Annotated in this window: 13 protein-coding genes and 1 pseudogene; 10 read left to right on the forward strand and 4 right to left on the reverse strand. The window is 57.8% G+C overall.

Going from position 1 to position 13,623, the window contains the following annotated elements; all coding sequences use genetic code 11:
• Positions 1–32 precede the first annotated feature (32 nt).
• Positions 33–1,073, forward strand: coding sequence for a threonine aldolase family protein (locus ACODS3_RS08035; RefSeq protein ID WP_201018267.1), 1,041 nt, complete (start codon positions 33–35; stop codon positions 1,071–1,073).
• A gap of 73 nt (positions 1,074–1,146) precedes the next feature.
• On the opposite strand, the gene ACODS3_RS08040 is transcribed toward ACODS3_RS08035, so the two are convergent.
• The 3 genes from ACODS3_RS08040 to ACODS3_RS08050 form a co-directional block, all read right to left on the reverse strand.
• Positions 1,147–1,449, reverse strand: a complete 303-nt coding sequence (locus ACODS3_RS08040; RefSeq protein WP_201001633.1) for a cell division protein ZapA — start codon at positions 1,447–1,449, stop codon at positions 1,147–1,149.
• Positions 1,446–1,679, reverse strand: coding sequence for a hypothetical protein (locus tag ACODS3_RS08045; protein ID WP_201001860.1), 234 nt, complete (start codon positions 1,677–1,679; stop codon positions 1,446–1,448). The genes ACODS3_RS08040 and ACODS3_RS08045 overlap by 4 nt, the downstream gene beginning before the upstream one ends.
• 138 nt (positions 1,680–1,817) lie before the next feature.
• Complete coding sequence (locus ACODS3_RS08050; RefSeq protein WP_201018268.1) at positions 1,818–2,012, reverse strand: hypothetical protein; 195 nt, start codon at positions 2,010–2,012, stop codon at positions 1,818–1,820.
• 72 nt (positions 2,013–2,084) lie between these two features.
• Here ACODS3_RS08050 and ACODS3_RS08055 point away from each other — a divergent pair.
• From ACODS3_RS08055 to ACODS3_RS08065, 3 genes and pseudogenes are all read left to right on the forward strand, one after another.
• A pseudogene (locus ACODS3_RS08055) lies at positions 2,085–2,840 on the forward strand (MCP four helix bundle domain-containing protein); the annotation flags it as partial.
• Positions 2,832–3,695 carry a methyl-accepting chemotaxis protein gene (locus ACODS3_RS08060; protein WP_405046139.1) on the forward strand — a complete coding sequence of 288 codons (864 nt, stop codon included), beginning with the start codon at positions 2,832–2,834 and terminating at the stop codon, positions 3,693–3,695. The pseudogene ACODS3_RS08055 and the gene ACODS3_RS08060, both read left to right, overlap by 9 nt.
• 337 nt (positions 3,696–4,032) lie before the next feature.
• Positions 4,033–4,491, forward strand: a complete 459-nt coding sequence (locus ACODS3_RS08065) for an REP-associated tyrosine transposase (protein ID WP_489033962.1) — start codon at positions 4,033–4,035, stop codon at positions 4,489–4,491.
• Positions 4,492–4,560: 69 nt separating this feature from the next.
• On the opposite strand, the gene gbdR is transcribed toward ACODS3_RS08065, so the two are convergent.
• Positions 4,561–5,664 (reverse strand): choline metabolism transcriptional regulator GbdR, encoded by a 1,104-nt coding sequence (gbdR, locus tag ACODS3_RS08070; protein WP_201001626.1) that lies wholly within the window; start codon positions 5,662–5,664, stop codon positions 4,561–4,563.
• A gap of 707 nt (positions 5,665–6,371) precedes the next feature.
• Between gbdR and ACODS3_RS08075 the strand changes: the two genes are divergently transcribed.
• The 6 genes from ACODS3_RS08075 (at position 6,372) to betA (ending at position 13,595) form a co-directional block, all read left to right on the forward strand.
• A complete protein-coding gene (locus tag ACODS3_RS08075) occupies positions 6,372–7,319 on the forward strand; it encodes a choline ABC transporter substrate-binding protein (protein WP_304574828.1) in 948 nt (315 codons plus the stop codon).
• Positions 7,320–7,381: 62 nt separating this feature from the next.
• Entirely contained in the window at positions 7,382–8,230 is an 849-nt protein-coding gene (choW, locus tag ACODS3_RS08080) for a choline ABC transporter permease subunit (protein ID WP_201001859.1), read from the forward strand.
• Positions 8,227–9,405: a choline ABC transporter ATP-binding protein gene (gene choV / locus ACODS3_RS08085; protein WP_201018272.1), complete on the forward strand. Its 1,179-nt coding sequence runs from the start codon at positions 8,227–8,229 to the stop codon at positions 9,403–9,405. Before choW ends, choV begins: the two co-directional genes overlap by 4 nt.
• Positions 9,406–9,583: 178 nt before the next feature.
• On the forward strand, positions 9,584–10,177 hold the full coding sequence (betI, locus tag ACODS3_RS08090; protein ID WP_201001619.1) for a transcriptional regulator BetI: 594 nt from the start codon (positions 9,584–9,586) through the stop codon (positions 10,175–10,177).
• Between the two features lie 106 nt (positions 10,178–10,283).
• Positions 10,284–11,756, forward strand: coding sequence for a betaine-aldehyde dehydrogenase (gene betB, locus ACODS3_RS08095; protein WP_201001617.1), 1,473 nt, complete (start codon positions 10,284–10,286; stop codon positions 11,754–11,756).
• A 132-nt stretch (positions 11,757–11,888) separates the two neighbouring features.
• Positions 11,889–13,595 (forward strand): choline dehydrogenase, encoded by a 1,707-nt coding sequence (gene betA / locus ACODS3_RS08100; RefSeq protein ID WP_489033963.1) that lies wholly within the window; start codon positions 11,889–11,891, stop codon positions 13,593–13,595.
• The last annotated feature ends 28 nt before the right edge of the window (positions 13,596–13,623 follow it).

Here is a 13,623-nt window from a genome sequence, read left to right on the forward strand (position 1 = left end):
TGCGCACCATAAACGACCACAAGGAATCGGCCATGACAGACCAAAGCCAACAGTTCGCCAGCGATAACTATTCCGGCATCTGCCCCGAAGCCTGGGCGGCCATGGAGCAGGCGAACAAAGGGCATCAGCGTGCCTATGGCGATGACCAGTGGACTGCCCGCGCTTCCGACGATTTCCGTCGACTGTTCGAGACCGATTGCGAAGTGTTCTTTGCCTTCAACGGCACAGCGGCCAACTCGTTGGCACTGTCGTCGCTGTGCCAGAGTTATCACAGTGTCATCTGTTCGGAAACTGCCCACGTCGAAACAGACGAATGCGGCGCACCGGAGTTCTTCTCCAACGGCTCGAAACTGCTCACGGCCCCCAGCGCCGGCGGCAAGCTGACGCCCGAATCGATCCGCGAAGTGGCGCTCAAGCGCCAGGACATTCACTACCCAAAACCCCGCGTCGTGACCCTGACTCAGGCGACCGAAGTCGGCGGCGTCTATCTGCCGGAAGAACTCCGGGCGATCAGCGCCACCTGCAAGGAACTGGGCCTGCACCTGCATATGGACGGAGCCCGCTTCTCCAATGCCTGTGCTTATCTGAACTGCTCACCCGCCGAACTGACCTGGAAATCGGGCGTCGATGTGCTGTGCTTTGGCGGCACCAAAAACGGTATGGCGGTGGGCGAAGCCATTCTGTTCTTCAATCGGGATCTGGCCGAAGACTTCGACTATCGCTGCAAACAGGCCGGGCAACTCGCCTCGAAAATGCGCTTCCTGTCTGCACCGTGGGTCGGCCTGCTGGAAAACGACGCCTGGCTCAAGCATGCCCGCCACGCCAACCATTGCGCGCAATTGCTGGCTGAGCTGGTCAAGGATATTCCAGGCGTGGAACTGATGTTCCCGGTGCAGGCCAACGGCGTGTTCCTGCAACTCTCGGAACCGGCCATTGCCGCACTGACCGCCAAGGGCTGGCGTTTCTACACCTTCATCGGCAAAGGCGGCGCACGCTTCATGTGCTCCTGGGATACCGAAGAGGCACGGGTACGGGAACTGGCGGCGGATATTCGATTGGTGATGCAGGGTTAAGAGTTATCGCCTTGTGCAGAATGTGTGGGAGCGAAAGCTTCGCGGATAAATCCGCTCCCACAACCTTTAACACTCAACCCTGCGAAATCGTCTTGGAAATCACATCAACCGTGGCGCTGACCTGTTCCTGATAGCGTGCCAGTTCGACCTTGTGTTGCTGCTCAAGCTCGATCTGCTGCGAACACAGATTCAACGCTGCCAGCACCAGCAGGCGGTCGCCGATCAGGGTCGGGTATTTGCGCTTGGTGTCGGCCAGGGAAGTCTTGAGCATCGCTGCCGCTTGCAGAAGCGTCTGATCCTCGCCTGCCGGAGCCTTGACCGAATATTCGTTACCCAGAATAGAAAGGACGGTTACCCCGTTTCTGTCGTGGTTCATGCGCTGACAGCACTGGCGCTGGTAGCACGCTCAACCAGCGCTTGAATACGCGCCGCGGTGCTGCCTTGCTTCTCTTCTTGCTCCATCAAGCTCAACTGCAGGCTGTCGTTCTCATCCTTGGCTTTGGCAAGTTCGGCGCTCAATTGCGCATTTGTGTCTTGCAGTTGCTGGTTCTGTTGCACCAGGTCACCGACAAGTTGTTCCAATTGGCTAAGGGAGGCTTCCAACATTCTGATTTCTCGAGCAAATTTCAACGGGCGCACACGATAAAGAAAAGTCACTGCGCATGCTAGGGCCTGAACAACTCTATAAAGCAACGGTTCAGGCGCAATGTGACTACGTTTAAGGCATCGGGTTCCTGCTGTTCGTCAGAACGCCGTCGCTGCGACAAAAGCGCACAGCAAAATACCCGACAACAACACCCGGAAAACGCTCCACCCATTGATTTCAAAGACTTGCAGGGTTTTTTCAATTTTTCCGGAAAAGCGCCATAAATTGATTCCCGTCAAAACACGTGCCCTCGCCTCAAGACTTTCGTCGTAGAACCGATAGGCAAACATCACGTATTTGCCTTTGCTTTTATACGACGCATGGAACGCGCCTTACTTATGGGAACTTCCATGTCACTACGTAATATGAACATCGCGCCGCGCGCGTTCCTCGGGTTTGCCGTGATCGGCACCCTCATGTTGATTCTCGGCATTTTCGCGCTTTCGCAGATGAGCAAGATCCGCGTGGCGACAGAAACCCTGGCCGAGAACAGTGTGCCCAGCATCAAAAGCCTGGACCGGTTTGCAGAGGTGAGTATCCGCCTGCGGGTTCTTTCCTATCGCCTGCTGGTCAACCGCGAACCTGATATTCAACAGAAAACCATCGACCTGCTGGCCATGCGCAACAAGCAGATCAGCGAAGCACAGGTCATCTATGAAAAGCTGATTGGCGATCCCAAGGAGCAAGCACTCTATAACCAGTATGTGCAGTTGCTCGGTCAATACCGTCAGCTCGAAGAGCGTATGAAAATCCTGACCCGTGCCAACAGGATCGATGAGCTGCAAGACCTGCTCAATAACGAAATGCTCAGTAACTCCGACCAGATGAACGTGGTACTCGGCAAGCTGGTGGACATCAACACGGAACAGTTGAATGACACCAAGCGTGAAGCCGCTCAGGAATATACTTCGGCCTTCAATCTGGTTATCGGCATGCTGGTCGTCGCCACGCTGCTGACCATTCTGTTCGCCTGGCTGCTGACCAAAAGCATTACCAGCCCGATTTCAGCAGCATTGCATGCGGCCGAAACCATTGCCGAAGGTAATCTGACACGTCCGATCAAGGTTGATGGCACCGACGAAGCCGGTCGTTTGCTGCTGGCCATGGAAACCATGCAAGGCAAGCTGCGCGACACCCTGCAACGTATTTCCGGTTCTGCGACTCAACTGGCCTCAGCGGCAGAAGAACTGAATGCGGTGACCGACGAAAGTGCTCGCGGCCTGGCACAACAGAACAACGAAATCGAACAGGCAGCTACTGCGGTCAACGAAATGACCAGCGCCGTCGAAGAAGTTGCCCGCAACGCAACCAGCACGTCCGAAGCCTCGAAGAATGCTACCTCGTCAGCCGGTGATGGCCGTGATCTGGTCGTGGAAACCGTCAATGCCATCGAACGCATGAGCGGCGACGTGCAAAGCACGGCCGAACTCATCAGCAACCTGGCTAATGAGTCCCGCGATATCGGCAAGGTGCTGGATGTGATTCGCGGTCTGGCCGACCAGACCAACCTGCTGGCCCTCAACGCCGCCATCGAAGCTGCCCGCGCAGGTGAAGCCGGACGTGGTTTTGCGGTAGTGGCCGATGAAGTCCGCGCCCTGGCGCACCGCACCCAGCAATCGACCAGCGAAATCGAACGCATGATCGGCAGCATCCAGGGCGGCACCGAACAGGCCGTGAACTCGATGCGCAACAGCACCGAACGCGCGGAGTCCACCCTGAGCATCGCCAAAGGCGCCGGACTGGCACTGGAGACCATCCATACGGCGGTAGAGGAAATCAACGAACGCAACCTGGTCATCGCCAGCGCCGCCGAAGAGCAGGCTCAAGTTGCCCGTGAAGTCGACCGCAACCTGGTGAACATCCGCGACCTGTCAGCCCAGTCGACGACAGGTGCCAACCAGACCACAGCAGCCAGCAACGAACTGTCGCGCCTGGCAGTCGACCTGAACAGCATGGTTTCGCGGTTTAGCTTGTAATGCCTCGCGAATGAATTCGCTCTCATCAAACATAAACGCAACATGATGAATTAAAGGGTTTTTCTGTAGGAGCGGACTTGTCTTGGGCGGCATTCCGACGATCGAGTGCGAAGCGCTCGCAAATCTACGACTGCTACGCAGCCGATCGCGGACAAGTCCGCTCCTACATCGCCCTCTGTTTGCTGCGCGACAGCGCGGCGCCAAGGTGCACAACCCGTAGGAGCGAATTCATTCGCGAAAATATCGCCCGAAATATCCTGCCAGACATTAGATAAGCACTGCTCTGTCATCCAGCTAGATTCGGTCTCTCTGAATCATTAGCCAAGGATGGCAAAAGATGTCAAAACATGCGCAGGCCTGCCGTCTTAGACTCGGTCGATACTCTCAAACCGGGCAAATTTATCTAGTCACATCGGTAGTGCAAGAGCGCACTCCAATATTCAATGATTTTCGCCTGGGGCGACTTGTGGTCGAAGAGTTCAGGCGTGCTCAGATTTGTGGCCAAGCCAAGTCATTGGCCTGGGTCATAATGCCTGATCACTTTCATTGGTTGTTGGAGTTAGGCAATTGCTCCCTTGATCAACTTATGAAGCAGGTCAAGGCATGCAGCTCTCTGTCCATCAACAGAGCAACTCAAAAAGAGGGACAGTTATGGCAGAAAGGCTTCCATGACAGGGCGATCCGACGTGAAGAAAATCTGCAAAACGTGGCACGTTATGTTGTTGCCAACCCCCTTCGTGCAGGTTTGGTAACACGACTTGGAGACTACTCGCTATGGGATGCCATTTGGGTTTAAGCCTTCGCGAATGAATTCGCTCCTACGCGCGCGGATGAAGTAGGAGCGAATTCATTCGCGAAAGGGGCCTTACAACCTCACGCTCGCAAATGTCGATTCGTTACGCGCCTGACTCAATGCCGACATCGGGCCGGACAGCGGGGCCAGTACCAGGGCTTGCGGTATTGGCATCATGGCGACTTGCTGGGTGGTGTTTGAGCCTACACGTTCGTCACGTGGCGGGATGCCGAAATATTCGCGGTAGCACTTGGAGAAATGTGGCGTCGATACGAAGCCACAGACCGATGCCACTTCAATGATCGACATGGGGGTTTGCTTGAGCAGTTGCCGGGCGCGGATCAGGCGCAGCTTGAGGTAATAGCGCGACGGTGAGCAGTGCAGGTATTTCTGGAACAGTCGCTCCAGTTGCCTGCGCGAAACGGCCACGTAAACCGCCAGTTCATCAAGGTCGATCGGCTCTTCAAGATTGGCCTCCATCAACGCGACGATTTCCTGCAGCTTGGGCTGGTTGGTGCCCAGCATGTGCTTGAGTGGTACGCGCTGGTGATCCTGTTCGTTACGAATACGCTCGTAGACGAACATCTCGGAAATCGCAGCCGACAGCTCACGACCATGATCGCGGCTGATCAGGTGCAGCATCATGTCCAGCGGCGCAGTGCCACCGGAACTGGTGAAGCGGTTGCGGTCCAGCGTGAACAGGCGAGTGCTCATCGAGACACGCGGGAAAGCTTCCTGCATCGCAGCCAGGCACTCCCAGTGAACGCTGCAATCGAAACCATCGAGCAGACCGGCACACGCCAATGCCCAACTGCCGGTGCAGACTGCGCCCAGGCGACGGGACTGGCGGGCCTGGCTTTGCAGCCAGCTCACGTGTTCACGGGTAACGGTACGCTGAATGCCGACACCACCACAGACAATGATGGTGTCCAGTGCCGGCGCCTTGTGCATGGCGGCATCTGGAGTGATCTGCAAGCCATCGCTTGCCCAGACCTGACCGCCGTCCACACTTAGCGTGGTCCAGCGATAAAGCTCACGACCGGAAAGCTGGTTGGCCATGCGCAGGGGTTCGACCGCCGACGCCAGGGAGATCAGGGTGAAGTTGTCCAGTAGCAGAAAGCCGATGGACTGTGGTGCGCGGTTCTGGGGTTGCGCCCCTGCATTGAACGAAGTCATCACGTATCTCCTCACTCTAGGCGTTGGTTGGCCTCAGGCGAGGCTCTTCTTAGTAGCCTTGCTTCATGCATGGCCTGCCAATCCCATCGCAAATCCCATGCCTAAAATTGAATAGCCATTCAATAACCACTGAAAGCGACGTCGCGAAGCGTCTATTCAGGTGCGACCGGCGTGTCCAATTGCGACGTGCCAGCCCATGACCTGCAAGGGAAGAGTGAGCAATTCGGTAGCACTTCAGGGAAACAGGGAAGAAAAGAACTGCGCGCCAGTGTCACTCATCGCACGAGGCAATAGCACTGCGCCACAACCGGTTTTTTTCGCGCTAAAAGGTGGCGACGCTCATCAGTAATGTTCAAAAAGCGAGCAGGCCGACCGATGCCTGTAACCGAAAATACGCCGCACCACTGAACTTCAATGCACCTTGTCGCCTCCACTATCTGGCCGTTTTTAGCTGCTCCATCCTGGTAAAAGTGCGCTTGCACGATAGAAAGAATCTGTAAGCGACCTTGCTCACACTGGATGCGACCCCGCCTGTACTGGATACGACGCCCCCTGTAGGCGTTTGATTTTCACTGTTACATGATCGGCTTCGACTCGATCGCCGGGCGCAGTGATAGAGCTTCGCAAAATGCCTCGCCAACACGTAAGCCGCGTCAGCGTTCGCCTGCTGATGAGATGAATAGAAAGAACTCACAGGAGTCCACCCCATGAAAGGTTCTAAATCGTTGCTGTTGGCCGCCACGCTCTGCTTGCCGCTACTGGCCCAGGCCGCTGAGCCGCAGGCGTGCCATACAGTCAACTTCTCGGACGTCGGCTGGACTGACATCACGGTCACCACCGCAGTGACCAGCGTTGTACTCGAATCCCTGGGCTACAAGACCAAGACCACCATGATTTCCGTGCCTGTGACCTACAAGTCTCTGGCTGACGGCAAGAACATGGACGTGTTCCTGGGCAACTGGATGCCAACCATGGAAAACGACATCAAGGCCTACCGCGAAGCGGGTACCGTCGAAACCGTTCGCGCCAACCTCGAAAACGCCAAGTACACCCTGGCCGTCCCTCAGGCACTTTACGACAAGGGCCTGAAAGACTTCTCCGATATAGCCAGATTCAAGAAAGAACTCGACGGCAAGATCTACGGGATCGAGCCGGGCAACGACGGCAACCGCCTGATCCAGAGCATGATCGACAAGGACGCCTTCGGTCTGAAGGCCGCAGGCTTCAAGGTCGTCGAATCCAGCGAAGCCGGGATGTTGTCGCAGGTCGATCGTGCAGCGCGGCGTGGTACGGACGTGGTATTTCTGGGCTGGGAACCGCATCCGATGAACACCCGTTTCAAGATGCAGTACCTGACCGGTGGCGACGAGTATTTCGGGCCTAACTTCGGTCAGGCCACTATCTTCACCAATACGCGCAAAGGCTATGTTCAGGAGTGCAGCAACGTCGGCCAGTTGCTCAAGAACCTCTCGTTCACCCTGACGATGGAAAGCACGCTGATGGGTAACGTTCTGGACGACAAGATGAAACCCGATGCCGCCGCCAAGGCGTGGATCAAGAAAAACCCTCAAGTACTGGATACCTGGCTCGCTGGCGTTACCACCGTAGATGGCAAGCCAGGCCTGGAGGCTGCCAAAGCCAAACTGACCCAGTAAGACGATGGCAGGCGGGCCTGCCCGCCTGTTGTCCCATTTCTTCCCGCAAGCGGACAATCGATATCATGCTGACTGACCAAAAAATCCCTCTGGGCCAGTACATCGCGGCCTTTGTCGAATGGTTGACGCAACACGGCGCCAACTACTTCGACGCCATAGCCTCGACCCTGGAAATGATGATCCACGGCCTGACCTTCGGCCTGACCTGGTTCAACCCGTTGGTATTGATTGGCCTGATTGCGGCACTGGCGCATTACATCCAGCGTAAATGGGGCCTGACAGTCTTCGTCATCCTGGCCTTCCTGCTGATCCTGAACCTGCATTACTGGCAGGAAACCATGGAAACCCTGGCTCAGGTGCTTTTCGCCACGCTGGTCTGTGTGGTGATCGGTGTGCCGCTGGGCATCATCGCCGCCCACAAACCCATGTTCTACACCGTCATCCGTCCCTTGCTGGACCTGATGCAGACCGTACCTACTTTCGTGTACCTGATTCCAACACTGACGCTTTTCGGCCTGGGCGTCGTGCCCGGCCTGATTTCGACAGTGGTTTTCGCCATCGCCGCGCCGATCCGCCTGACGTATCTGGGCATTCGCGATGTGCCCCATGAATTGCTCGATGCCGGTAAAGCCTTTGGCTCGTCACGCCGCCAGTTGCTGACCCGCATTGAACTGCCTTACGCCATGCCCAGCATCGCAGCCGGCATTACCCAGTGCATCATGCTGTCGCTGTCGATGGTGGTGATCGCGGCACTGGTGGGCGCCGATGGTCTGGGCAAACCCGTGGTCAACGCACTGAACACCGCTGATATCGCCCTGGGCTTCGAAGCCGGTCTGGCGATCGTATTGCTGGCCATCATGCTCGACCGTATCTGCAAACAACCCGAAGCCAAGGTAGGGTCCGACGCATGAGTATCATCAAATTCGATCAGGTAGACGTCATCTTCGCCAAGGACCCGCGTGAGGCCCTCAAGCTGCTGGACCAAGGCCTCACGCGCGACCAGATCCTGAAAAAGATCGGCCAGATCGTAGGCGTGGAAAAGGCCACTCTGGAAATCGAAAAAGGCGAAATCTGCGTATTGATGGGCCTGTCCGGCTCAGGCAAATCCAGCCTGCTGCGCTGTATCAACGGCCTCAATACCGTCAGCCGTGGCTCGTTGTATGTCGAGCATGAAGGCTCGCAGATCAACATCGCCAATTGCACGGCGGCAGAACTGAAAATGATGCGCACCCAGCGTATCGCGATGGTGTTTCAGAAGTTCGCCCTGATGCCCTGGCTGACGGTTCGCGAGAACATCAGCTTTGGCCTGGAAATGCAGGGGCGTCCGGAAAAGGAACGACGCAAGCTGGTGGATGAAAAGCTTGAACTGGTCGGCCTGACCCAATGGCGCAACAAGAAACCCGATGAACTGTCCGGCGGCATGCAGCAGCGTGTCGGCCTGGCCCGGGCGCTGGCGATGGACGCCGACATCCTGTTGATGGACGAGCCCTTCTCGGCTCTCGACCCGCTGATTCGCCAGGGCCTGCAAGACGAACTGCTGGCCCTGCAAAGCAAGCTGAGCAAGACCATCGTTTTCGTCAGCCATGACCTGGATGAAGCGCTCAAGCTGGGCAGCCGCATTGCCATCATGAAAGACGGCCGGATCATTCAATACAGCGTTCCCGAAGAGATCGTCCTCAACCCGGCCGATGATTACGTGCGCACCTTCGTTGCCCACACCAATCCGCTCAATGTGCTGTGCGGCCGCAGCCTGATGCGTACCGTCGACAATTGCACCCGGATCAACGGTTCGGTATGCCTGGACCCCGGCGTGGATTCCTGGCTGGACCTGGCCGAAGGCAACGTCATCAAAAGTGCTCGCCAGGGTACTGCGCAGCTCGATCTGCAGAACTGGACACCGGGTCAGGACGTCTCCAGCCTGGATCGCCGTCCGACACTGGTGCATTCCAATATCGGCATGCGCGACGCCTTGCAGATCCGCTACCAGACCGGTAACAAACTGGTGCTGCAGGATGGCAACAAGGTGGTCGGTATTCTGGGGGATAGCGAGTTGTATCACGCGCTGCTGGGCAAGAATCTGGGTTAAATATTTCTTTGTGGGAGAGGGCTTGGTCGCTTCACACGACCTCGTCGCGAGCAAGCTCCCTCCCACAAAATCGGCGCTCCGACGGCCCTTTTGTCACGTCCACAGGTTTTTATTGATTGATCGTTCAATTAAAAACGACTAGGCTAAAAAGGGTCAGCAGCCAAGGAGACTCAAGCCAATGCCCAAGGTTGGTATGCAACCCATCCGCCGCCAACAACTGATCCAGGCCACGCTCAGCGCGGTCGATCAAGTCGGCATGAGCGACGCCAGTATTGCCTTGATCGCGCGTCTGGCCGGAGTCTCCAACGGCATCATCAGCCATTACTTTCAGGACAAGAACGGCCTGATCGCGGCGACCATGCGCCACCTGATGAATGCCTTGATCCAGAGCGTGAGCGAACGCCGTCAGGCGCTGACCGATGACAGCCCGAGGGCGCATCTGCAAGTCATCATCGAGGGCAACTTCGATGCCAGCCAGGTCAACGGCCCGGCGATGAAAACCTGGCTGGCCTTCTGGGCCACCAGCATGCACCACCCGTCACTGCACAGGTTGCAGCGGATCAACGATCACCGCCTGTACTCGAACCTGTGCTGCCAGTTCCGCCGCGCTTTGCCGCTGGAGCAGGCACGCAGCGCAGCCCGTGGGCTTGCGGCGCTTATCGACGGTTTGTGGCTGCGCGGCGCTCTGTCAGGCGATGCCTTCGACACAGAGCAGGCGCAGCAGATCGCTTACGAATACATGGATTTTCAACTGGCGAAAGCGGTGGGCTGAAGCGCTTCAGAGCCTTGTTCACCGAACGACTGCAGCGCAATGTTGCCCAAACTTACCGGCACGCTGAAATCAGTCATCGCCCACCACCTGAATTTGCGAGGACTTTATGGCCCGTTTCGAATTGCAAAAACTTTATATCGATGGCGGTTACGTAGACGCCAGCAACCCCGCCACGTTCGATGCCATCAACCCGGCAAACGGCGAAGTGCTTGCGCAAGTGCAGCGAGCAAGCAAGGAAGATGTCGAACGCGCCGTCGTCAGTGCCGAGAAAGGCCAGAAGGTCTGGGCGGCCATGACCGCCATGCAGCGTTCGCGCATCCTGCGCCGCGCCGTGGACATCCTGCGTGAGCGCAACGATGAACTGGCAGCGCTGGAAACCCTGGATACCGGCAAATCCTATTCCGAAACCCGTTATGTCGACATCGTGACCGGTGCCGACGTGCTGGAATACTACGCAGGCCTGGTCCCCGCCATCGAGGGCGAACAGATCCCGCTGCGCACATCCTCCTTCGTCTATACCCGCCGCGAGCCGCTGGGCGTGGTCGCCGGTATCGGTGCCTGGAACTACCCGATCCAGATTGCGCTATGGAAATCCGCTCCGGCACTGGCAGCGGGCAACGCGATGATATTCAAGCCCAGCGAAGTCACTTCCCTGACCACTTTGAAGCTGGCAGAAATCTACACCGAAGCCGGTGTGCCCGACGGCGTGTTCAACGTGCTGACCGGCAGCGGCCGTGAAGTCGGTACCTGGATCACCGAACACCCGCGCATCGAAAAGGTTTCCTTCACCGGCGGCACCGATACCGGCAAGAAAGTCATGGCCAGCGCGTCGAGCTCTTCGCTCAAGGAAGTGACCATGGAGTTGGGCGGCAAGTCGCCGCTGATCATCTTCGACGACGCGGACCTTGATCGTGCCGCCGACATTGCAATGATGGCCAACTTCTACAGCTCCGGTCAGGTCTGCACCAACGGCACACGGGTGTTCGTCCCCAACGCCTTGAAGGCGCAACTGGAAGCCAAAATCCTGGAGCGCGTAAAACGCATCCGCATCGGCAACCCTGAAGACGAAAATACCAACTTCGGCCCGCTGGTCAGCTTCGAGCATATGGAAAGCGTGCTGGGCTACATCAACAAAGGCAAGGAAGAAGGTGCGCGCCTGCTGTGCGGCGGTGAACGCCTGACCGAAGGAGCTCTCGCCAAAGGCGCTTTCGTGGCCCCGACCGTGTTCACCGACTGCACCGATGAAATGACAATCGTGCGCGAAGAGATCTTTGGCCCGGTGATGAGCATCCTCGGTTACGACAATGAGGAAGAAGTGATCCGCCGCGCCAACGACACCGATTTCGGTCTGGCAGCAGGCATCGTCACCCGCGACCTGAACCGCGCTCATCGCGTGATTCACCAGCTTGAAGCCGGCATCTGCTGGATCAACGCCTGGGGCGAGTCGGCGGCGGAAATGCCGGTCGGCGGCTACAAGCAATCCGGTGTCGGCCGCGAGAACGGCATCAGTTCACTGGCGCAATACACACGCATCAAATCCGTACAGGTGGAGTTGGGCGATTACGCGTCGGTGTTTTAAGACAGCCAGCGGCAAGCGGCAAGTTACGAGCCTCAAGTGAAGCCGCTTGCCGCCTCAATTCTTACAGGCACCCCTGAATGCCTTTGCTTGCAGCTTGAAACTTGAGGCTTGCAGCCCTACGAAGGACTTTCTATGACCACGCAATCCGAATTCGACTACATCATCATCGGCGCTGGTTCGGCCGGTAACACCCTGGCAGCCCGCCTCACCGAAGACGCGGGCGTCACCGTTCTGCTGCTGGAAGCTGGCGGCCCGGATTATCGTCTGGATTTCCGTACCCAGATGCCTGCGGCGCTGGCGTTTCCACTGCAAGGCCGTCGCTACAACTGGGCCTATGAGACCGAGCCGGAACCTCACATGAATAACCGCCGCATGGAATGCGGGCGCGGCAAGGGCCTGGGTGGCTCGTCGCTCATCAATGGCATGTGCTACATCCGCGGCAACGCCATGGACTATGACGGCTGGGCCAAGGAACCGGGCCTGGAAGACTGGAGCTACCTCGACTGCCTGCCGTATTTCCGCAAGGCCGAAACCCGCGACATCGGACCCAACGATTATCACGGCGGTGATGGCCCGGTCAGCGTGACGACGCCGAAGGCGGGCAATAACCCGCTGTTCAAGGCCATGGTCGAAGCCGGTGTGCAGGCAGGTTATCCGCGCACGGACGACCTCAACGGTTATCAGCAGGAAGGCTTCGGCCCGATGGACAGAACCGTGACGCCCAATGGCCGTCGCGCCAGCACCGCTCGCGGTTATCTGGATGAGGCCAAAAAGCGCCCGACCCTGACCATCGTCACTCATGCCCTGACGGATCGTATTCTGTTTGAAGGCAAACGTGCCGTGGGCGTGGCCTATCTGGTCGGCGACAGCGATACCCGCATCGAAGCCCGTGCCCGCAAGGAAGTCCTGCTGTGCAGCGGCGCCATTGCTTCACCGCAGATTCTGCAACGCTCCGGTGTCGGCCCGGCCGAACTGCTGAACACGCTAGATATTCCCGTGGTTCACGACCTGCCGGGTGTCGGCCAGAACCTTCAGGATCACCTGGAGATGTACCTGCAATACAGCTGCACCCAGCCTGTTTCGCTCTACCCTTCCCTGCTGTGGTGGAATCAGCCGGCCATTGGCGCGCAATGGATGTTCCTCGGCACAGGCATCGGTGCCAGCAACCAGTTCGAGGCGGGCGGGTTCATCCGCTCCAGTGAAGAGTTCGAGTGGCCGAACATCCAGTACCACTTCCTGCCGGTTGCCATTAACTACAACGGCACCAAAGGTGTGAAAGAGCATGGCTTTCAGGCCCACGTCGGTTCCATGCGCTCGCCGAGCCGTGGTCGGGTGCAGGTCAAGTCCAAAGACCCTCGCGAGTACCCGAGCATCCTGTTCAACTACATGTCTAGCGAGCAGGACTGGCAGGAGTTCCGCGACGGCATCCGCCTGACTCGGGAGATCATGCAGCAACCGGCACTGGACCCGTACCGTGGCCGCGAGATCAGCCCTGGCATCGAAGTGCAGTCCGACGAAGAGCTGGATAAGTTCGTCCGTGAACACGCCGAAACGGCGTATCACCCTTCGTGTACTTGCAAGATGGGCACCGATGACATGGCGGTGGTCGATGGCCAGGGTCGTGTCCATGGCCTGGAAAGCCTGCGCGTGGTGGATGCTTCGATCATGCCGATCATCACCACAGGCAACCTCAACGCACCGACCATCATGATCGCCGAGAAGATCGCCGACAGGATCCGTGGCCGTCAGCCGTTGCCGCGCAGCACCGCCGACTACTTCGTGGCAGGTGATCGCCCGGCACGCGGCACACCGCTGCGAGGTTCAGTAGCACAAGCGTGATTCAGACTCTATGATCTGCGGGCACGCC

Source organism: Pseudomonas sp. FG43, assembly GCF_057809175.1.

What these genes read in the sequence shown, in the direction of transcription:
- ACODS3_RS08060 (WP_405046139.1), top strand. Translation starts at nt 2,832, where the DNA reads ATGCAAGGCAAGCTGCGCGACACCCTGCAACGTATTTCCGGTTCTGCG.
- ACODS3_RS08040 (WP_201001633.1), bottom strand. Translation starts at nt 1,449, where the DNA reads ATGAACCACGACAGAAACGGGGTAACCGTCCTTTCTATTCTGGGTAAC.
- choV (WP_201018272.1), top strand. Translation starts at nt 8,227, where the DNA reads ATGAGTATCATCAAATTCGATCAGGTAGACGTCATCTTCGCCAAGGAC.
- betI (WP_201001619.1), top strand. Translation starts at nt 9,584, where the DNA reads ATGCCCAAGGTTGGTATGCAACCCATCCGCCGCCAACAACTGATCCAG.
- gbdR (WP_201001626.1), bottom strand. Translation starts at nt 5,664, where the DNA reads ATGACTTCGTTCAATGCAGGGGCGCAACCCCAGAACCGCGCACCACAG.
- ACODS3_RS08065 (WP_489033962.1), top strand. Translation starts at nt 4,033, where the DNA reads ATGTCAAAACATGCGCAGGCCTGCCGTCTTAGACTCGGTCGATACTCT.
- ACODS3_RS08035 (WP_201018267.1), top strand. Translation starts at nt 33, where the DNA reads ATGACAGACCAAAGCCAACAGTTCGCCAGCGATAACTATTCCGGCATC.
- betA (WP_489033963.1), top strand. Translation starts at nt 11,889, where the DNA reads ATGACCACGCAATCCGAATTCGACTACATCATCATCGGCGCTGGTTCG.
- ACODS3_RS08045 (WP_201001860.1), bottom strand. Translation starts at nt 1,679, where the DNA reads ATGTTGGAAGCCTCCCTTAGCCAATTGGAACAACTTGTCGGTGACCTG.
- betB (WP_201001617.1), top strand. Translation starts at nt 10,284, where the DNA reads ATGGCCCGTTTCGAATTGCAAAAACTTTATATCGATGGCGGTTACGTA.
- ACODS3_RS08075 (WP_304574828.1), top strand. Translation starts at nt 6,372, where the DNA reads ATGAAAGGTTCTAAATCGTTGCTGTTGGCCGCCACGCTCTGCTTGCCG.